Source organism: Pseudomonas sp. YuFO20 (assembly GCF_035064975.1).
GTDB lineage: Bacteria > Pseudomonadota > Gammaproteobacteria > Pseudomonadales > Pseudomonadaceae > Aquipseudomonas > Aquipseudomonas putida_AE.
This window is the reverse complement of the sequence record NZ_JAXDEO010000082.1, coordinates 1-19,694: the sequence shown is the minus strand read 5'-3', so window position 1 is coordinate 19,694 and position 19,694 is coordinate 1. Positions and strand designations below refer to the sequence as shown.

Below are 19,694 nucleotides of genomic sequence, written 5' to 3'. Positions count from 1 at the left end.
CTCGGCCCAATTGTTGTCTATGGGTACAGCCCCGTCATCAAGGTAGCGCGACAGCGCTGCCCAGCGCTTCAGGCTGTAATCAAGTGCTTTGCTAATGGCTGAGCCTTCGGGCACAAGATCGCGCTGGGCGATCATCCAGGCATGCAGCATCTCCATTATCGGCGCGGCTTTTTCTTGCCGTATTCGGCGCCGTAAATCCGGCTCCAGGTCGCGGACTTCTCTTTCGATTTCGTACAGCAACTGGATATAGCGCAGGGCTTGCTCGGCGAGCGTGCTTTTATTCGTAGCGTGCAGTTCGAAGAACTTGCGCCGTGCATGGGCCATGCACCCAATCTCGGTCACGCCGAGTTCAAAGCTGGCCTTGTAGCCGCCAAAATCGTCGCAGACCAGCTTGCCCCTCCAGTCTTGCAGGAAGTTGCGAGCATGCTCACCGGCGCGGCTCGGGCTGAAGTCATAAACAACAGCTGCTGTTTCGCAGAACTGGCTGGTGGCGTAGGCCCAGACATAGGAGCGGTGAGTTTTCTTTGTTCCGGGCATCAGCATTTGCACAGGTGTTTCATCGGCATGAATAACCTGCTGCCCGAGTACCACGTCGCGCAACGCATCGACCAGAGGCTGCAACTGCACGCCCGTTATGCCAACCCATTGAGCCAAGGTTGAGCGTGGAATCGCCAGGCCCGCTCGACCGAAGATCGATTCCTGACGGTAAAGAGGCAGGTGGTCGGCAAACTTGGCGATCATGACGTGGGCAAGTAGGCCCGCAGTCGGAATGCCCTTATCAATAACCTGCGCCGGAACGGGTGCTTGGATCAGCGTTTCGCAGTCATCGCAGACCCATTTGCCACGCACATGGCGTTCGACGGTAAACACGCCGGGCGTGTAGTCCAGTTTCTCGCTGACGTCCTCGCCGATGCGCTTGAGGGCGCAGCCGCATGGGCAGTAAGTATTGTCCGGTTCGTGATGGATCAGTGTGCGTGGAAACTCTGCCGGCAAAGCAGTGCGTTTGGGCTTTTGCTTTTGCTCGGTCGGAGCCAGCACTGTTTGCAAGGCTTGAAGCTCTGCTTCAATCGCCGCGATATCGGTATCGATCAGATCATCGAGCAAACTGGCCTGTTCAGGATTCATCTGCTCGCTGCGTTTGGCAAATTTCAAGCGCTTGAGTTGTGCGATTTCATGAGTCAGCTTTTCGATCAACGTTTGGTCGCGGTTGATCTTCTTGCCCATAGTCTCAACGGTTTTACCCATCGTTTCGACCGTCTTGCCCAGCGTGTCAACCTGGTTGTCGAGGCTCTCGACGTGCTGCATCAACTGCGCCGCCAAGGCGCGCAGTTGTTCAGGGGACAGGTGGTCGAGATTGGGGAGCGAAGTCATGGGGCTGATTTAGCCAGAGCAGGCAATTTGCGGCGATAAGTCGATGGACTAATGGCTGCCGCTAAAGCAGTGTGATCGAGCCTCCAGAACTTGCGCGTTGCCATGGCAGCCCGAGCACCAATGCCTGAAGTTGCTCGGTATCCAGTTCCATTTCTGAGCCATGGCGAACGCCAGGCCAGTGGAACTTGCCTTGGTTCAACCGGCGCGCCGCCAGCCATATTCCGAAGCCGTCATGCACCAGCGCTTTCATGCGATTGGCGAACAGATAAGCACAGTGCGGCTGCGCCGCACCGAACACCGCAATCACCCTGGCTAGCGCCGTTTCGGTGCCTGCGCGCATATCCATCGGCTCTGTGGCGAGCCAGATGGAGTCGATGCGAATCATCGCAGAAGGTCTCGAAGAAAGGTCGAGCAAGCGGCAGCATTTTCAGTTGGCCAATTAACTTTGACGGTGCCACGCGGGTACTGGATTTCAACACAAATATTGGGCGATGCAGCTTGCGCATTTGCTCCGGCCAGCGGCATGGGGAGTGGAATAAATGCAGGTTGCAGCGCCGTGCTGTTCTGCGTTTGCAGGCGAATCCATTTGTGGACGAGGTTTGCATTGAGGCTATGGCTGAGAGCGATGCTGGCAATCGAAGCGCCGGGCTGGGCACACTCTTGAATGACCTGGGCCTTGAAGGACTTGGAATAGGAACGGCGTGTTGGCTGCATGAAATACCCGCTTAAAAGGCTAGAACTGGTGCCCACTTAAATTTAAGTGCACACCATGTCTTGGCTTTGCGGGGCTGGGTAGATGACTTGGCCGGACGCATACACCTATCCCGCCGGTTGCCTTGGTTGAAGCCACAAGATTATTCATGGTTAGTAGTTCGCTTCATGACCATGCCGGTCACAGCATTGATAAACCCACGCATTCACACCCGCGATCCGTGCCCTTGCCATGGGTCAGATTAAGAATCTGATCCACCGCCTCCTTCTCCAGGGAATTGATCGGTGTGGCGCCAAGTTGCGATGCAAGCTTCAAACGGTCGGGATGATTGTCCACCACGAAGACCTGCGACGCGCCCTTGATCATGGCAGAATGAGCTGCCATTAAGCCGACCGGGCCAGCGCCGTAAATTGCAATACTTTCACCGGGCAGCAACCCGGCCAATTCGGTGGCGTGCCAGCCGGTCGGAAAGATGTCAGAGAGCATGACGTAGTCGTCTTCACGCTCCTGCGCGTCCTCGGGTAGCACCAGGCAGTTGAAATCTGCATATGGCACACGCAGCAGTTCAGCTTGCCCACCTTGATAGGGGCCCATGTCGGCAAAACCATACGCGGCACCTGCAGTACCCGGGTTCGCAGTCAGGCAAAAACCCGTCAGGCCCTTCTCGCAGTTTTCGCAGAAGCCGCAACCGATGTTGAACGGCAGGCAAACGCGGTCGCCTACCTTGACCCGATCAACGCCGGCTCCCACCTCGATAACCTCACCGAGGTTCTCATGCCCAAATACACGGCCTGTCTCCATTGAGGTGCGGCCTTCGTACATATGCAGGTCTGAACCACAGATGTTAGTCGTGGTAATCCGAACCAGGACGTCTGTGGGTTTTTCAATTTTGGCATCGGTGACATTTATCGCAGGACTCCAAGACGATCCCTGTGGGTCGTCTACAGCCGTTCGCGATGGGTAGAACACGGCCAGAAGCAGCCATCATCCAAGGCATCTGCTGGTTCGCCATCTATCGCAAAATTTTTCAACAGCTGGAGCACGACGTCGGCCACGTTGTGTATCGAGCAGGCTGATCACGTACTTAATATGGCGACCACACCCCTACCAAGCGCCATATATAGGTCTAGGCAACATGCCTTTCAGTAGGTTTGAGACCAAGCGCGAGTCGCCTTGCACATCCCACACCCCACGCTAAAGCCCGAGTCATTGATTCACCTGGCCTGGAATCAAGCGCCTCTTCGTGCAAAGCCATGCCGCTCGCTGCATACACTCCAATGAACATCTGCGTGTTTCCCGTAGGCGACAGCCTCACTTGGACATCAATGAAGGTTCCGTCGTCTAACGTTTCGTCGTGTGTTCGATGGTGAAGCGCCGGATCAGCCCATTGCCAAAAAACATCCCCGCGAATTCGCATGCCCCGCCCTCCTACGACTTTAGTCTCATATGTCGGAAAAATAACCATAGCGCAGAGAGGCGCGGAGGCCACGGATTGCTTCACGATTGACTACTAAATCGGATAACTGGCCCCAATTCCTATACATGGTCAGGAATCCTGTCCAAATGAGCCTCCCAGCTTCTTACATCAACGCGTACTCGCACGACTGGAGAAACTTTATACCGTTCATCGTTCGTGCAGATGTGCCGCCGTTCTGCGTCTATCGTGCAAGGCAGTAGTGGCAAAATGCCTTGATTGCGTATCTTTGCACGAGAGATTGCCAATGTCCGAGAACGTCGATGTTTTACAGCCCCACCAGGTATTGAGCACCCCTTTGGAAATCGCGTCGACGCTACAGTTATTAGTGCAGACACGTGCACCTCTGACCTTGACCTTTCCCCAACAAGGGAAAAGTTTCAGGACATATCTGGTTCAGGTTGACAGCGATCGCGACACGCTCGTGCTAGATGAAATAATTTCTCATGAGGCTGCAGTTTTCCTGGAAGACGGGGCGCCTTATCGCATCGAAAGCTCGCACGGCGGCGTGCTGATCGCGTGGGAGTGCAGCAGCTATGTACGCTCATGTGCGAAGGCCGGCCTGCATTGCTACCAAATGAGTATGCCCAACGTAGTGATGTATTTTCAGCGCCGCAACGCCTTCCGAGCGACGCTCAGATCGGCACAACGGATCGATATTTTGCTGGACGGCGACAAGCTCCGGCGCAGCGGCGCTCTGCGCGGGCGACTACTCGAAATTTCCGCCACAGGTTGCAGGGTAAGCTTCGGCGGTAATCTTGAAGATCAGCTTCGAATCGGATGTATCTACGAACGAATGTCTGCCAGCGCTCCGCTGGACGTGAATCTAACGATGCTTGAGATACGCCACCTTCGCTATGAAGCGCGTATCGACAGAACCTTCGCAGGTGTGCGCTTCCATAACCTCAGCGGCCTGATGCAACGCAAAGTTCAGAGTTTCGTGAACCAGCTTCAACGTGAAGCGCGGCGAGCGGAAAAGGATGAGGACTGACGGGATACCGGCAGCGCGATTGTTCTGACAATTGCTTACCGTAATGCAAGTCCTGAATTTGCCAGGCCAGTGCGGCAGCACCAGCCGCTCCTGCAACCATCAGCCTACGTACATGGATGGATGTTGCAGGAAATCCGGCACCACCGGCTACATGCTTACCCGCCTATCAGTCCGGCTAGCCGCCCCGACCCTCAGAGCGGTAATTTCCTCCCGAGGTCTCGACGACCGTGCCAGTCACTTACCCGCGTCGGCATATGTTGCATCAATGGGTTTCGACCAGCCGCATTGACAACCCATAGGCATCTCTCGGTTAGGCCGTCACCTCGGACTAATCATCTGCAAGGCTCGATCGGGCCGCCAATTGGTGTATGGAACCCGATCTCTGCAAATATGCCTAACGAGTAAATACAAGTAAGCGGGTAATCTCATGCATATGTCAGAGGCGTACCAAGTCACGGAAGCTCTATCTACCAATGATGCGAATCTTAAAATTCACGAGGGGTGGACGCTCCTCAGCGTCGTGGTGACTACTCACCCCAATGGGCAGCTTCATCCGTGCTACATACTCGGCAAGTCAAAAACTGTGCAGGACGAACCATCATCAGACTGATTTTCGATAGGCAAGGCTATTTTTTGAATCCTTAAACCTCGCCTCAAGCGAGCTTTTTTGCGAATCAAAATCTACTCCTCTTTTCCTGACGACTTTGTTTGGTGAGTGAGACTCATGGCAGTGGCATGGATCGGAATTTATTCCGGCTGAAAACGTGCACGAGCAGCGGAATCGCACGAGGTAAAACGTATCGGCAGCGGAGTGAAGAATTCCGTAGCCATTAGTCATCAACGCGGCTGGCTTCGCCTTTTGCCGGCCACTCACCATTCGTAGCTTGACGTGAAGCTTCTGCCTCAAGCTGTTCTTGCGCAAGTCGCCAATACAGCGCTTCAGATCCTGCCGGACGGCCATCTTTTTCCCACAACTCATAAGCTCTTTCTCGGACTTTCGAATCGTCGATCATTGTCATTCCTCTCTAAGTCGCTACTTGATTCCGGTTCTTAAACTAGCTCATCCCCAAGGTGTGTGCTCATAGCTCATCCTCAGCCTTGGCTAGCAGAGCGTCATCGGCGAGAGGTTCAAGCAGCGCCTCGGCAATCTCGCCAAGCTTGCCCAACGGGTGATCACAACTGCCCAGCAATTCGGCTGTAGCAGTCTTGTCAGCATGTCCTCGCTCAGCGGTGATGATCAGCCAGCCCAGCGCCGAGGTATGTACCTCGCTATCGGCAAGACGGCTGTTCACGTATTCATCCACTGCCAGGGCGAATTCCTCAGCGGTCACGCCTTGCTGAGGATGCATGCGACGCTGGAATGACACGCTGTTGCCGCGCAGAAGTTCTTCAGCTGCGTTGTAGAGCCAATCCGCTCGAGCGTTTTCCTGCGGGCTTTTGCTCACAAAAGGAGGATGATGACGATCATGTTTTAACGGTAAAAAATGTGTTGTGTTCATCATCGTCTCCCGAGCAAGCACGAAGGATATGGCGCATTGCTTTACCGCCAAAGAATCAGACTCCGTTATCCATCTTGACCGCAGTCGTTGCGGCAGAGTCCATCGGCGATGCGCCCATACGTCAGTAGAATCGGCTTCCATATCACCATGAATGCAGACTATCCAAGCACCCATTACTGATTGTCCTCTCCTTCGAACTTCATGGATTCCATGAGGATCTACCGAAGCACACACCTAATGGTCTTTTGTGATGAACGACACTCGCAAAACCCAAGCACTGGCAACATGGGAAAAACTGTTTAGCCAGCCCGAGATTCGGATGGACGCAGAGGAGCAGTACGAGGCACTGCTGCATCTCGCGGATGATTTTGAAGATCAGGGTGTTATCAGTCCCCAAGAACGAGGAAGGCTCATCGAGAAGGCAACGGCCCTCTACGCACGATCTATTGAGGGTGTAGGCGAAGGCAACTAGCGCTCGCCAAAAATGAGCTCCCCTGAACCGACAAAAAGCTCGGAATTGAAAGCCGCTAGCCATAGAGTGCACACGAAGATCCTCGACCAGCCAAAACGGTTTCACACCGAATCAAGGCGGATGCATGAAACAAGTCAACATTCATCAGATCACGCACCTGCCGCCACAGATTCAAGTCTTGGAAAAAGAGGCAGTTGGAGAGGGTTTCAGGTTTCTCACTCGGCTGATTGCCGACTGGCACTGCGGAGCGAATCGCTTCGATGCACCCGGAGAATGCCTTATGGCGGCGTATTTCAACCAGCAACTGATAGGCATCGGAGGCCTCTCAGTTGATCCATATGGCGAGACTAATACGGCAAGGCTGCGACGGGTTTACGTCGCAGCTTCTTCAAGGGGGCAACACGTGGGTCAAACGCTAGTAAAAGCGCTGGTTGCACATGCCACTCTTCGCTTTCAGAACGTGCGTCTTTCCACCGATACGTCCGAAGGAGACGCGTTTTACCTGCACTGCGGTTTCATGCGAACAGAGGATGTCCATGCTACTCATATCATGCTGCTAGGCGACACCTGATTCAGTCTATCGGCCAGAAGCGGGCGTACGCGGCGCGAGCCTGGTTGCTGCCCCTAATCGGTCTCTATCATCCTGAAGTACATTACGGGTCGATTGGTGCCGTTCACGACGGGCACCGCACCAATCTGCAAAAAACACCCGGTGGTCGTTGCATTTCGCTTGTCGCCGGCGTGTGGCTAAGCTTAATGAATCGGGGTGAATTGACACTTGGGTGAGCGCACCCATCAGCGGATCTGGATAGCCATCAAGACGGTGCTCCCCGAAGGAGACGACCATGTATGCGGTTATAAGAACCTACCTGGGTGCTGGAGCAAAGCAGCTTTTCGAGCGATTGGAAGAGCGCCAAGACGACGTCGAAGCTGCCCTGCGGACAGTGCCTGGCCTGGTCAGCTACACACTGCTCAATACCGGTGATGGCGGTACGGCGGTGACTGTTTGCACGGACAAGGCCGGCAGCGATGCAAGCTTGAAAGTCGCGCGGGAATGGATTCAGAAAAATGCATCGGATATTCACGCGCAGCCGCCGATCGTGACGGAAGGTCCGGTCATTGTGCAGATCACATAACGCTTGACCAGCTGTTACCCAGGCACGCTCGGCACCGCCATCCCGACCTTCACCCGATCCAGGGCCACAATGGTCTTGAACCAGGTCACGTTGGGATTTTCGGCAAACAATCGCCGCGCCAGGGCCTGGTACTCCTGCATGCTGGTTACGGTCAGCACCAGGACGAAATCCACTTCGCCGGTGACGTAGTAGCACTGCTGGACTTCGGGCACCGCAAAGTGTGCCTTCATCGCCTCCAGCGCCTCGATGCTGGTGCGCTCGGTCATCACTTCCACGATGATGGTGATCGGCCGCCCTACCGCGGTGGGGTCGACAATAGCGACGTTGCCCGTAATCACGCCCCTCTCCTCCATCCGCTTGATACGGCGCTGAACAGCGGCCGTGGAAAGATTGACCTGCTCGGCCATCAGGCGCAGCGGTGTGGTGTTGTCGCGCTGGACCAGGTCGAGGATGGCACGGTCGAATTTGTCCAGGGATTCAGATGCAACGTCGAGTTTTGCCATGGTGATCCTGCGAGAAATTTTCTCGAAAACTAGCAGAAAACAGCGCCCCTTTATCTAGCCACGAGAAATATTATCTTGCTGGCAGGCCGCATGGGCAGCCTGGTTGGAGACTCACACAAGGATCGTCTGGCATGCTCGCACTGTTTCATCTTTCCCCTGTGCTGTTGGTGACCGCCATGCTCGTGGTGCTGCGCCGGCCGCCCGTTCACGCCGCAATGGCAGGCACCCTGCTGGTGATGGTGCTCTGGCTGGCCGGTGCTGCCGACGCATGGCGCCCGGACAGCGTGCTGGCTGCCGCTCGAGACACCGCCGTGCTGTTTGCCAGTACCGCGTTCGTGATCGTGCCGGGTCTGGCCTTCGTGATTTTCATCGAGCGCCTGGGGGTCAACCTGGCGCTGAGCCAATGGGTGCGTTCACTGGGGCTGGGACGCCGCGACCAGGTCGTGTTCATCGTCCTCGGGCTGGCGCCGTTGCTTGAAGCGATGACCGGTTTTGGCGTGTCATTGATCGCCACGGTCCCCCTGCTACTCAGCCTTTTTGAGCGCCGGGTCGCGCTGCGAATAGCGCTGACCGGCATGGCGATCATGCCGTGGGGAACCCTGGGCCTGGCCTCGGTCATTGGCGCGTCCCTGGCACATTTGGACGCATCCGCGCTGGCTGCGACCTCGGCCTTGACCAGCGCGCCGGTGTTTTTCGGCCTCAGTGCGCTGGCCCTGTATCTGGCAGGCGTTCGCGAGCCGCGCGAATGGCGGACACTGGGTGTTTTCTGGCTGTTGTTCGTGGCGGTGCTCTACAGTGCCAGCCGCTGGTTCGGGCCGGAGGTGGCGGGCGTTGCGGCGGGGCTGGTGACGGCAGTTGCCGTGCTCGCTTGCGGGCTGTGGCGCCTGCGCCGCAGCGATGGCGAACGTGGCTCGGTGCAGTGGCCGCGTCAGGCCTGGCCGTACCTGCTGTTGATTGCCTACATCGTCGGCTTGAAACTGCTCTGGAGCCTAACCGCCTGGCAGGATAGCTGGATCGTCCAGGGCAGCCAGGTCACCTGGAAACCCCTCGCCTCACCGGGTGTGGCACTGATTCTGGTGCTGATCGGGCTGGGATTTCACACGCGCAGTGCACAACGCCAGACGGGGCTGCCTGCTGCGTTGGTCGCGCGGGTGAAGCGGCCATTGCTGACCATCTTCTTCTTTCTGGCGATGTCGCAGATGATGGTGAAGGCCGGTTTCCTGGCGGGGCTGATGCAACTGCTGGCGGGCCTGTCGCCCACTGCCGCGACCTCTTTGGTGGCCATGCTCGGGGCGCTGTCGGGCTACATGACCGGCTCGAATGTCGGCGGCAACGCGATCTTCATGCCGGCCATTGCGATGCTGCCCGAGTCTTCCCGCCTGTTGCTGGCCGCGGTACAAAACAGCGCGGCCGGGCATGCGGCGCTGGGCTCGCTGTCGATCGTCATGCTGATTCTGGGACTGGCTAAAACCCAGGCCCGAGAAGAAGGCGAACTGGTAAGGTTTGGTTTCGCGCTGGTCTGTCTTAATACCGCGTTGGTGGCATTGGGCGCAGGGTTGCTGAGTGCATGGTTTTAAAAGCATAACGAATCAAGCCCCGAAGATCCGGGGCTTGATGGTCAGACGGTATCAGGACTTACGTCCCCCGCCTCCACTCATATCATCATCCTTGCGTCCCATTCCAGTGGACTTGTCACGGTCATCGGCAGTATTGCTGCCGCGTCCGCTGCCTTGCCCGCCGGTGGACGATTGATCAGCCTTGTTGGCTTGTTGTCCGCCTGAAGCCTGGCCACCTTTTTGGCCTGGTTTGTTCATGTTTTCCTTGTCGTCGGCCCATTCGCCTCCGCGGTTGGTTCCCTGCCCGCCTCCGGCCATGCGATCGCTGTCACGCGATGGTTGTCCGCCGGAAGCCTGACCGCCTTTTTTGCCGGCATCAGCCGCCTTGTCCCGATCAGTGGAAAGATTGCCGGGATTTTTATTTCCTGTATTGGCCATTTCTATTCACCTCAGCATCGTTAGTACGAGCGTGGGCTCGTATACGTCGGAGGATGAGTAAAACAGAAAGTTTGAACCGAATTACGTTGCTCGCGACGAGTGGATTCGGGCGTTTGGTTCCATTAAAAATGCACGCAGACGATGGACGGCGGGAACCTGATGGGGAGGCGATTTGCGAAGGTTTCCGGATCACTCGCTCGATGTTTACTAGACTTGAGATGTCCTTCATGCCTCACACCCAGGTAGTCAATCGATGACTGAACACATCGTGCATTTTCACTGCCAGATCGATCAGGGAACCACCGAGCGCTTCCGCGACTGTTGCCTGGAAGCCATCGACCAGGGTGCGACCTCGCTTCTGCTCAATCTGTCCACGAGCGGGGGCAGCACCAACTTTGGCTTCACCCTTTACACCTTCCTCAAGTCATTGCCGGTACCGCTCTGCGCGATCAACGCGGGCAACATCGAGTCCATGGGCATCATCATGTTCCTGGCGGCCGGGCGCCGCATCACCTCGCCCCACTCACGCTTCCTGATCCACCCGATGAACTGGTACTTCAGCCAGAAATCGGTGGACCACCAGCGCCTGCGTGAATACCTGTCGAGCCTGGACAACGACCTGGCGCGCTACGTGCAGATCTACAACATCGAAACGGCTGACGCCGAGACCAAGCTGGATATTTTCCATTGCCTTTCAGCGGAAGAAAAAGTCATCGCCGCGCACGAATCCCTGGCCTATGGCATTGCCCATGAGATGAAGCAGATGATGTTCGCCGATGACGTCAAACACTGGAAAGTCAGTGGTGGATGACCCGGGCGATGATGGCTTCATCGCCCGTGCCCCTGCCCCCTCTTATTCAGTCACCGCTGCCAGGTGCTCCGCAGCCGGCTCGGCACTGCCGATCGGCGCGTTGAGCAGCAGGAAGTACGCCAGGGCCGAACACAGCGCCACCACCGCACTGATCATGAACGCCGTGTTGAACGATCCCGAGTACTGGATGCTGAAGCCGGTGACGATCGGCGCGACGGAACCGGCGATGTAGCCGCCGAAGTTCTGGATCGAACCGAAAGAAGCTACACGGCGGCTGTCGACGATGGTGTTGACGATCATCCAGGCCGTGGCGCTGGCCATATTGATGCTGAACAGCGCCAGGCACAGCAGGATGATGCAACCGGTGAGGCCGGTGACATACGACAGGGGCAAGGTGAACAGCGCGGCGAGTACCAGGCCGGTGATCACACCGAATTTGCGGCTGGCGAGGATGCTCATGCCTCGGCGCACCAGCATGTCGCAGAAACGCCCGGCCACGATGGTGCCGACCGCGCCAAAACCATAGGCCAGCGACACCAGCCACGCGGTCTTGTACAGGTTCATGCCATGCTCGCGCTCGAAGTAACCGGGCAGCCAGGTCAGGTGCAGCCACAGCATGTAGATCACGCCCATGAAGCCCAGGACTGCGCCCCAGGTGCTGCGGTGCTTGAACAGGTCGAGCCAGCCGGCGAAGTAGGACACCTTCGGCGCCTGGGCATCGGCGGCCTGCACACGCGGCTGTTTCTCGGTAGGCAACGGCTTGCCTTCAGCCGCCAGCTCGGCCAGGTACTGCGCCTTGCTCTTGTAGAAGGTCAACCAGCACAGGGCCAGAACGATACCGATCGCACCGGTGATGATGAACATGCCGCGCCAGCCGAAGTTGACCATGAACAGCGTCAGCAACGGCGGTGCCAGGCATGGGCCCAGACAGGTCGACGACCAGACGATGCCGGTCGGGGTCCCGCGCTCATTGGCATCGAACCATTCGGACAGGGCCTTGGCCGCCGAGGGGAACATCGGTGCCTCGCCAATCCCCAGCAACACCCGCAGGCCCATGAAGCCGGCAAAGCTGTTGACCATGCCGAAGGTCGACTGCGCCACCGACCAGGCCAGCAAGGACGCGCCCAGGGCGATCTTGCTGCCCAGCCGGTCGATGATCAGGCCCATCGGCAATTGCGCAAACGCGTAGGCGATAGAGAAGGCCGACAACAGGATGCCCATTTGCGAGGGGCTGATCATCATGTCCTTCTGGATCGAGGTGTTGGCGATCGACAACGCACTACGGTCCAGGTAGTTGACGATGCCGATCAATAGCAGGAAGACAACGGTGATGCTTTGGTACTTCTTCAGTGGGGTCATCTGATGGCCTTTATTATTGTTATTGAAGCGGTTGCAATGCCGGGGCGATCCATTCACCGGTGATGCGCTCTTGTGTTTTTTTGTAGGAGCGAGCTTGCTCGCGATGGTCGTTAACGATGACGCGTGTTTTCTGAATAAACGCGTCGTTCTCAAGTTCTTCGCGAGCAAGCTCGCTCCTACAAGGGAATCAGGTAAGGGCCGGCAGTTGCAACTGCGCGGCCGTCTGGTTGAGGTCGTCGAACACCTTCTGCGACAGGCCCACGCCTTCGTCCAAGGCCTGTTCACGCAACTTCAGGCCGGCCTGGCCCGGCAGGCGCACCGGGCGCTGGGGGTCGACCGCACGACTGCCCAGTATCAGCTTGCTGAGGAACGAGGTTTCGTCGGTGAAGGCTTCCAGCCCGCCGAAGAAGCGCGGGTCGATCACCACGGTCGTGGCCGAGGCGCCCCACTGCTGCGGGCCGTCCTTGCGCCCGTGACCGGCGAGGCCCGAGGTCAGGGCCTCGACCAGGATCGCCAGGGCAAACCCCTTGTGCCCGAAGGCCTGGCCGCCCAGGGGCAGGATGCTGCCCGGCGGGGTGCTAAAAAAATCGACCGGGGCGTCGCTCACCTGGCCTTCGTTGCTCATCAGCACCGGGTGCGGCAGGTTGGTACCGGCGTCGCGGCATTGACCGACCAGGGCCAGGGTCACGGTGGACATGCTGACATCCAGCAGGATCGGTGCGCCCCGGGTCGGGATGCCGGCGGCGATCGGGTTCGGGGTGTAGATCGGGTCGATGCCGCCATGGGCGCACACCACCCCGACGGACGGGTCCGAGGAGTAGACCATGGCGATAAGGCCACGGTCGGTGAAGGGTTTCAAGTAAGCGGCCAGGCAACCGATGTGCGCGGCACGGCGCACCACGGCGATACCGATGCCCTGCGCTGTGGCGCCCTTGGCCGCGCTGTCCAGGGCACGGCTGACACAATAAGGACCGAGCACGTAGTGGCCATCGAACAGGCTGGAAATACCGCTGTCGGACACCTGTTCGAGGTTCTCGGCCCTGGCCTTGACCTGGCCGCTGAGCATGCCGCCGATGTAGCGGCTGACCAGGTTGAGGCCGTGGGTGCGATGGCCCAGCAGTTCACCTTCGAGCAGCACCCGCGTCACCACCTGGGCGACCTCGGCATCGGCTCCGGCTTTTTCAAACAGTTGCTCGACAAACGCGGTCAGCGTTGGCGCGGCGTAGCGTTTGGCTTCATTCATAGATGCTGCTCCCGGATCAATTCAACGCCGCTGTGGTGTGCTTGCCATCGACCAGGCGCTGCAGGCCCAGCGGGTTGGCATTCTTCAAGGCATCGGGCAGCAACGCATCGGGCACGTTCTGGTAGCACACCGGGCGCAGGAAACGATCGATCGCCAGGGTGCCGACCGAGGTGCCGCGGGCATCGGAGGTGGCCGGGTAAGGCCCGCCATGGACCATGGCATCGCACACCTCGACACCGGTCGGGTAACCGTTGAGCAGCACCCGGCCGACCTTCACTTCCAGCGCGCCGAACAGCTCACCAAAGACAGTGAGGTCATCGTCGTCGGCCAGCAGCGTGGCCGTGAGCTGGCCGCGCAAGGCAGCGACGGCGCGCAGTAGCTCAGCCTTGTCCGCCGCTTGGACCACCACCGTGCAAGGGCCGAACACCTCCTCCTGAAGCAATTCATCCTGTTCCAGCAACAGGCTGATGTCGGCCTCGAACAGTTGCGGCTGCGCTTGGTTGCCCGCTTGCGACAGGCCGCTCAAATGCTTGATGCCCGAGTGCGCCCGCAACGCCTGCAAGCCTTTGCCGTAACTGTTCAGGGTGCCTGGATTGAGCATGGTTTGCGGCGCCTGTTCGGCCATGTGCCCGGTCAGTTGCTCGATGAAGGCGCTGAACGCTGGCGAGCGAATACCCAGCACCAGCCCGGGGTTGGTGCAGAACTGGCCACAGCCCTGCACCACCGAGGCGGTCAGCTCCCGGGCCATTGCCGCGCTGCGGTTGGCCAGGGCCTGGGGCAGGACCAGCACCGGGTTGATGCTCGACATCTCGGCAAACACCGGGATCGGTTGCGGCCTGGCTGCCGCCATGTCACACAGGGCACGGCCGCCTTTCAGCGAGCCGGTAAAGCCCACCGCCTGGATGCCCGGGTGCTTGACCAAGGCCTCGCCCACGCCGGCACCGAAGATCATGTTAAACACGCCGGCCGGCATGCCCGTGCGCTCGGCCGCACGAATCAGCGCCTCTGCCACCCGCTCGGCGGTGGCCATGTGGCCGCTATGGGCCTTGAAGACGACCGGGCAACCGGCGGCCAGGGCGGCGGCGGTATCACCACCCGCGGTGGAAAACGCCAGCGGGAAGTTGCTGGCGCCGAACACCGCCACCGGGCCGACGCCGATGCGGTACTGACGCAGATCCGGGCGTGGCAAGGGGGCGCGTGCCGGCAGCGCCTGGTCGATGCGTGCGCCGTAAAAATCACCCCGGCGCAGCACTTGGGCAAACAGGCGCATCTGGCCACTGGTACGCCCGCGCTCACCCTGGATACGGGCGCTCGGCAGCGCCGTCTCCTGACAGGTCAGGGCGATGAAATCTTCACCCAGTGCATCGAGCTCGTCGGCGATGGCTTCCAGGAATTCGGCACGGCGTACCGCCGGCAGCGTGCGAAACGAGGCAAACGCCGCGCTCGCCGCCGCCACCGCGGCATCGACTTCCGCCAGGGTGGCCTGATGGAAAGCGCCTGGCAGGTGTTCGCCGGTGTGGGCGTCGATGCTGTAGACCAGGGTATCGCCCAGCGCACTGCGCTGGCCGGCAATGAAGTTGTATCCGGAAAATTGCATGGTGTTCGCCTTGTGAAAGTTGCGGGGCTGTCAGTCAGGTCACGGCGCCGATCTGCCAGGGCACGAATTCGTTCTGCCCATAGCCGTGTTGTTCGCTCTTGCTGCGTTCGCCGGAAGCGATTCGCAGCATCTGCGCGAAGATGTAGGCGCCGCGCTCTTCGATGCTGGTGGAACCGTCGGCAATGCCGCCGCAGTTCACGTCCATGTCTTCTTCCTGGTGCTCGAACACCCGGTTATTGGTGGCCAGCTTGATCGAAGGTGCGGGCGCGCAGCCGTAGGCCGAGCCCCGGCCGGTGGTGAAGGCGATCAGGTTGGCGCCACCGGCGACTTGCCCGGTGGCCGAGACCGGGTCGTAGCCCGGGGTGTCCATGAACACCAGGCCCTTGGCCCGGACCGCTTCGGCGTACTGGTAGACATCCACCAGGTTGCTGGAGCCGGCCTTGGCCACCGCCCCCAGGGATTTTTCGAGAATGGTGGTCAGGCCCCCGGCCTTGTTACCGGCCGAAGGGTTGTTGTTCAGTTCGGCGTTCATGCGCCGGCAGTAGTCTTCCCACCAGTGGATGCGCGCGATGAGTTTCTCCCCCACTTCGCGGCTCACTGCGCGGCGCGTCAGCAAATGCTCGGCGCCATAGATCTCCGGGGTCTCGGACAGGATCGCAGTGCCACCGGCCGCCACCAGGCGATCGACCGCATTGCCCAGCGCCGGGTTGGCGGTGATGCCGGAGTAACCGTCCGAGCCGCCGCACTGCAGGCCGACGATCAGGTGGCGTGCGCTGACCGGTTCGCGTTGCACCTGGTTGGCCTTGGGCAGCAAGGCCTTGACCTGCTCGATGCCACTGGCGATGGTTTTCGAGGTGCCGCCTATGCCCTGGATGGTGAAGGCGCGCAACTGGTCGCTGGCCGCAAGCCCCTGGGTTTCCAGCAGGCTTTCGATCTGGTTGGTTTCACAGCCCAGGCCAATGATCAGCACCGCGGCAAAATTGGGGTGAACAGCGTAGCCGCCGAGCGTGCGGCGCAACAGGCCCAGGGCTTCGCCGCTGGGGTCCACTGCGCAACCGGCACCGTGGGTCAGCGCCACCACACCATCGATGTTCGGGAAGGCGGCCAGTGCTTCGGGGTGGATGTCGCGACGAAAGTGATCGGCCACGGCCCGGGCGACGGTCGCCGAACAGTTCACCGACGTGAGAATGCCGACATAGTTGCGCGTCGCCACGCGGCCATCGGCCCGCACGATGCCCTGGAACACGGCTTCGGAGGCTGGCGATACATGGGCGTCCACGCCGAAGGCATAGTCACGGGCAAAGTCGCCCATCTCCACGTTGTGTACGTGCACGTGGTCGCCGGCTTCGATGGGCTGTGACGCAAAGCCGATGATCTGCCCGTAACGACGCAGGGGCTGGCCCTGCTCCACGCGCTGGGTAGCGACTTTGTGCCCGGAGGGAATCGGCTGGCGCACGGTGACGGCTTCGGCTTCCAGGTTCAGGCCTTCAGGCAGGACCTGTCGGGCGATCACTACGTTGTCCAAGGGGTTGAGGCGAATCACGGCAGGGTCGCCGGTCCGTGTACTGGCTATCAGTTGCATGGGACCTCTCAGGGTATAGCGGCCGACTTCTTGTTATGGCGTCACCCTTTCTGTGGAGGGTGAATCTGCGCCAACTGTAAGGAGCCAACCCCGGGATTCCCAATGAGATGATCCGATCAACTGATAACCAAACGTTATCAGTTCGACCTATTGCGCCCTGAAGTAGTCGAGCAATTTAGTGAGCGCTACCGACTTGGGTCGCGACCCCAAGGTCAGCAGGCCAATGTTGGCCATGGAGATCGGCAATTCGACCGGCAGGACAGTGACCATTCCATAGCGCGCATAATGCTCGGCCACGTCGTTGGGCACCACTGCGATCATGTCCGAGGCTTCGAGCATCGCCGTGGTGGCCAGGATCGAGGCGGTTTCCACAATATCCAGCGCCTGCACCATGCCGCCGGCCTGCAGGGCACTTTCCACCCGGCGACGCATGGGGCTGCCCATGGGGTGCAGAATCCAGGTCTGTGCGATCAGATCGGCCAACTGCAAGGGCGCAGAACCGGCCAACGGGTGGCCGGGACGGGCAATCACCCGCATCTGCTCGCCACTGTCGAACAGCTCGATGTCCAGGCCCTGGCTATCGCTCTGATCGGGCACTCGCCCCAGCACCACATCGAAATCGCCGCGCAGCAAGGCCGGCAGCAAGGTATCGCTGGTCCCGACCTCGATGGAAATGCGCACCTTGGGGTGATCGCGCTTGTACGCCAGCACCGCCTTGGTCAGCAGCGTCGGCACCGGCCCCATCACACTGCCGACCCGCACCAGCCCCGTGGCCCCGCGCGCCAGTTCGGCGATCTGCTCCTGGGCATGCTCGAACTCATGCAGCGCGCCCTGGGCGTAGCGGATCATCACCTCGCCATACAGGGTCGGCTGCATGCCGCGCGGCAAGCGGTCGAACAGGCGCACGCCCAGGCGCTCCTCCAGTTGCTGCAGCAGCAGACTGGCGGCCGGTTGCGAGGTGTGCATCGCCGTGGCCGCCCGGCGCAGGTTGCCGAACTCGCCCAGGGCATTGAGCAAGGTGATCTGCCGGCTGGAAATTTTCAGCGCAGCAAAATTGCGAAGTTCGGGCGCCGTGGTTTCTGGCTCGACAGGCATATCAAATCCGGTATCGATACTTAGGAATTCGCGATTATGCCTGTATCGCCTGGCGATCTACAGTCGGGGCTCCCTATGGTCACCCAGAACAAGAATCCGCCATGAGCATTCGAATCACTCACCTGAGCGTGCGCGACATCCGTTTCCCCACCTCCCTGTCCCTGGACGGCTCCGATGCGATGAACAGCGCGCCGGACTACTCCGCCGCCTATGTCGTGCTGCACACCGACGCCCCTGGCGGCCTGGAAGGCCACGGCCTGACCTTCACCATCGGCCGTGGCAACGAAATCTGTGTCGCGGCCGTGCAATCCCTGGCACCTATGGTGGTCGGCCTGACCCTCGAAGACATCGTCGCCGACATGGGCGCCTTCTGGCACAACTTCACCGTGGGCGACAGCCAACTGCGCTGGCTGGGCCCGGAAAAAGGCGTGATCCACCTGGCCACCGCGGCCATCGTCAACGGGATCTGGGACCTGTGGGCCAAACACGAAGGCAAACCCGTGTGGAAGTTGCTGGCCGACATGACGCCGGAACAACTGGTGCGCTGCCTGGATTTCAGCTACGTCACCGACGTGCTCACCCCCGAAGAAGCCATCGCCCTGCTGCGCCGCCAGGTGCCAGGTAAAGCCCAGCGTGAGGCGCAAATGCTCCGTGAAGGCTACCCCGGCTACACCACCGCGCCGGGCTGGCTGGGCTACAGCGAAGAAAAAATGCGCCAACTGGCGCGGTCGGCAGTCGAGGATGGCTGGACCCACATCAAGCAGAAAATCGGCGTCAACCTGGAAGACGACATCCGCCGCGCCACCATCCTGCGTGAAGAAATCGGCTGGGAACGGAGCCTGATGATGGACGCCAACCAGGTCTGGGGCGTCGACGAGTCAGTCGCCAACATGCGCCGCCTGGCCGCATTCGATCCGCTGTGGATCGAAGAGCCGACCAGCCCCGACGACATCCTCGGCCACGCCAGCATCCGCCAGCGTATCGCACCGATCGGCGTGGCCACCGGTGAGCACTGCCACAACCGGGTGATGTTCAAGCAGATGTTCCAGGCCGGCGCCCTGGACTTCTGCCAGCTGGACGCGGCCCGCCTGGGTGGGCTCAATGAAGTGTTGATCGTGTTGCTGATGGCCGCCAAGTTCGACATCCCGGTCTGCCCCCATGGCGGTGGCGTCGGTTTGTGCGAGTACGTGCAGAACATCGCGCTGTTCGACTACATCGCCGTCTCGGCCTCGCTGCATAACCGGGTCCTGGAATACGTCGACCACCTGCACGAACACTTCCTCGACCCGGTGGTGATCCGCCGCGGGCGCTACATGCCGCCGCAACGGCCGGGGTACAGCATTGAAATGAGCGCTGAGACACTGGAGCGTTATCAGTATCCGGGTGGCGCGGTGTGGGTCGATATACAGGCGCACGCGGGGACGTAAAATTCAGATGCCCAACAAAAAGGGCCCCTCTCGGGTAATGCTGTTCACTTTAGGTTGGAGGGCTCCAGGTGGATATTTGAATTAGGTGTATATCCATTCCTGCGGTAACGGCCACCTATGGTTTCGCTCTTACAGCGAGTCACTTGGAAAAGCCCCAAGTAACCAAGGGCTCTTGCCCCTGACGTTCGGTGCCTCGCTAGGGCTCGGCATGCCCTCGCTCCGGTCCTGCTCCGTGGGCCCGCCGCGATGGGCCATCCTTGGCCCAGCGCGGCTAAACCGGCATCCATGCCGGTTTACCCACTGCGCAGAACCTCCACTCGGCCTCTCGATGGGGCAAGAAAATCAAAAGCCAAAGAGCCAAAGCAAAAGCGAGGCGGCCTGACAGCCGACCTGATTAAGGGACCTGTCTACGATCCAATTGTGGGAGC

At 59.7% G+C, this 19,694-nt stretch carries 20 protein-coding genes and 1 pseudogene; 7 read left to right on the top strand and 14 right to left on the bottom strand.

The window, feature by feature from the left end:
- From tnpC to SOP85_RS28405, 5 genes and pseudogenes are all read right to left on the bottom strand, one after another.
- Positions 1-1,371 (bottom strand): IS66 family transposase (gene tnpC / locus SOP85_RS28425; RefSeq protein ID WP_323629026.1); only part of this gene is annotated, 1,371 nt, incomplete at its 3' end.
- A gap of 61 nt (positions 1,372-1,432) precedes the next feature.
- Positions 1,433-1,756, bottom strand: coding sequence for an IS66 family insertion sequence element accessory protein TnpB (gene tnpB / locus SOP85_RS28420; RefSeq protein WP_323629025.1), 324 nt, complete (start codon positions 1,754-1,756; stop codon positions 1,433-1,435).
- The gene (gene tnpA / locus SOP85_RS28415; protein WP_323608296.1) at positions 1,753-2,085 is read right to left on the bottom strand and encodes an IS66-like element accessory protein TnpA; all 333 of its coding nucleotides are present in this window, start codon (positions 2,083-2,085) and stop codon (positions 1,753-1,755) included. Before tnpA ends, tnpB begins: the two co-directional genes overlap by 4 nt.
- 100 nt (positions 2,086-2,185) lie before the next feature.
- A pseudogene (locus SOP85_RS28410) lies at positions 2,186-2,992 on the bottom strand (glutathione-independent formaldehyde dehydrogenase); the annotation flags it as partial.
- A gap of 217 nt (positions 2,993-3,209) precedes the next feature.
- Entirely contained in the window at positions 3,210-3,500 is a 291-nt protein-coding gene (locus tag SOP85_RS28405; protein WP_323608293.1) for a hypothetical protein, read from the bottom strand.
- Positions 3,501-3,804: 304 nt separating this feature from the next.
- On the opposite strand from SOP85_RS28405, the gene SOP85_RS28400 reads away from it, so the two are divergent.
- Positions 3,805-4,548: a flagellar brake protein gene (locus SOP85_RS28400; RefSeq protein ID WP_323629023.1), complete on the top strand. Its 744-nt coding sequence runs from the start codon at positions 3,805-3,807 to the stop codon at positions 4,546-4,548.
- Positions 4,549-5,378: 830 nt separating this feature from the next.
- Here SOP85_RS28400 and SOP85_RS28395 read toward each other — a convergent pair.
- A complete protein-coding gene (locus tag SOP85_RS28395) occupies positions 5,379-5,561 on the bottom strand; it encodes a DUF2934 domain-containing protein (protein ID WP_323629022.1) in 183 nt (60 codons plus the stop codon).
- A 66-nt stretch (positions 5,562-5,627) separates the two neighbouring features.
- Positions 5,628-6,047, bottom strand: a complete 420-nt coding sequence (locus SOP85_RS28390; protein ID WP_323629021.1) for a hypothetical protein — start codon at positions 6,045-6,047, stop codon at positions 5,628-5,630.
- Between the two features lie 250 nt (positions 6,048-6,297).
- Here SOP85_RS28390 and SOP85_RS28385 point away from each other — a divergent pair, with 250 nt between their 5' ends.
- The 3 genes from SOP85_RS28385 (at position 6,298) to SOP85_RS28375 (ending at position 7,655) form a co-directional block, all read left to right on the top strand.
- Entirely contained in the window at positions 6,298-6,519 is a 222-nt protein-coding gene (locus SOP85_RS28385; RefSeq protein WP_323608289.1) for a hypothetical protein, read from the top strand.
- Positions 6,520-6,643: 124 nt separating this feature from the next.
- Positions 6,644-7,090, top strand: coding sequence for a GNAT family N-acetyltransferase (locus tag SOP85_RS28380; protein WP_274076740.1), 447 nt, complete (start codon positions 6,644-6,646; stop codon positions 7,088-7,090).
- Between the two features lie 274 nt (positions 7,091-7,364).
- A complete protein-coding gene (locus tag SOP85_RS28375) occupies positions 7,365-7,655 on the top strand; it encodes a hypothetical protein (RefSeq protein WP_323608287.1) in 291 nt (96 codons plus the stop codon).
- A gap of 14 nt (positions 7,656-7,669) precedes the next feature.
- Here the strand turns inward: SOP85_RS28375 and SOP85_RS28370 are convergent, their stop codons facing one another.
- A complete protein-coding gene (locus SOP85_RS28370; protein WP_323608286.1) occupies positions 7,670-8,158 on the bottom strand; it encodes an Lrp/AsnC family transcriptional regulator in 489 nt (162 codons plus the stop codon).
- A gap of 131 nt (positions 8,159-8,289) precedes the next feature.
- Here SOP85_RS28370 and SOP85_RS28365 point away from each other — a divergent pair, with 131 nt between their 5' ends.
- Positions 8,290-9,735, top strand: coding sequence for an L-lactate permease (locus tag SOP85_RS28365; protein WP_323629019.1), 1,446 nt, complete (start codon positions 8,290-8,292; stop codon positions 9,733-9,735).
- 51 nt (positions 9,736-9,786) lie between these two features.
- Here the strand turns inward: SOP85_RS28365 and SOP85_RS28360 are convergent, their stop codons facing one another.
- Positions 9,787-10,152 carry a KGG domain-containing protein gene (locus tag SOP85_RS28360; RefSeq protein ID WP_274076736.1) on the bottom strand — a complete coding sequence of 122 codons (366 nt, stop codon included), beginning with the start codon at positions 10,150-10,152 and terminating at the stop codon, positions 9,787-9,789.
- Between the two features lie 253 nt (positions 10,153-10,405).
- Here SOP85_RS28360 and SOP85_RS28355 point away from each other — a divergent pair, with 253 nt between their 5' ends.
- Positions 10,406-10,963 carry an ATP-dependent Clp protease proteolytic subunit gene (locus SOP85_RS28355; RefSeq protein ID WP_274076735.1) on the top strand — a complete coding sequence of 186 codons (558 nt, stop codon included), beginning with the start codon at positions 10,406-10,408 and terminating at the stop codon, positions 10,961-10,963.
- A 42-nt stretch (positions 10,964-11,005) separates the two neighbouring features.
- Here the strand turns inward: SOP85_RS28355 and SOP85_RS28350 are convergent, their stop codons facing one another.
- The 5 genes from SOP85_RS28350 to SOP85_RS28330 all read right to left on the bottom strand — a co-directional run bounded on the left by SOP85_RS28350 (position 11,006) and on the right by SOP85_RS28330 (position 17,839).
- Positions 11,006-12,322: an MFS transporter gene (locus SOP85_RS28350; RefSeq protein ID WP_274076734.1), complete on the bottom strand. Its 1,317-nt coding sequence runs from the start codon at positions 12,320-12,322 to the stop codon at positions 11,006-11,008.
- 187 nt (positions 12,323-12,509) lie between these two features.
- Positions 12,510-13,565 carry an Ldh family oxidoreductase gene (locus tag SOP85_RS28345; RefSeq protein WP_323629018.1) on the bottom strand — a complete coding sequence of 352 codons (1,056 nt, stop codon included), beginning with the start codon at positions 13,563-13,565 and terminating at the stop codon, positions 12,510-12,512.
- A gap of 16 nt (positions 13,566-13,581) precedes the next feature.
- A complete protein-coding gene (locus SOP85_RS28340) occupies positions 13,582-15,162 on the bottom strand; it encodes an aldehyde dehydrogenase (NADP(+)) (protein ID WP_323629016.1) in 1,581 nt (526 codons plus the stop codon).
- A gap of 34 nt (positions 15,163-15,196) precedes the next feature.
- Complete coding sequence (locus SOP85_RS28335; protein ID WP_323629014.1) at positions 15,197-16,744, bottom strand: UxaA family hydrolase; 1,548 nt, start codon at positions 16,742-16,744, stop codon at positions 15,197-15,199.
- Between the two features lie 147 nt (positions 16,745-16,891).
- Complete coding sequence (locus SOP85_RS28330) at positions 16,892-17,839, bottom strand: LysR family transcriptional regulator (RefSeq protein ID WP_323629012.1); 948 nt, start codon at positions 17,837-17,839, stop codon at positions 16,892-16,894.
- A 101-nt stretch (positions 17,840-17,940) separates the two neighbouring features.
- Between SOP85_RS28330 and SOP85_RS28325 the strand changes: the two genes are divergently transcribed.
- The gene (locus tag SOP85_RS28325) at positions 17,941-19,266 is read left to right on the top strand and encodes an L-fuconate dehydratase (protein WP_323629010.1); all 1,326 of its coding nucleotides are present in this window, start codon (positions 17,941-17,943) and stop codon (positions 19,264-19,266) included.
- The last annotated feature ends 428 nt before the right edge of the window (positions 19,267-19,694 follow it).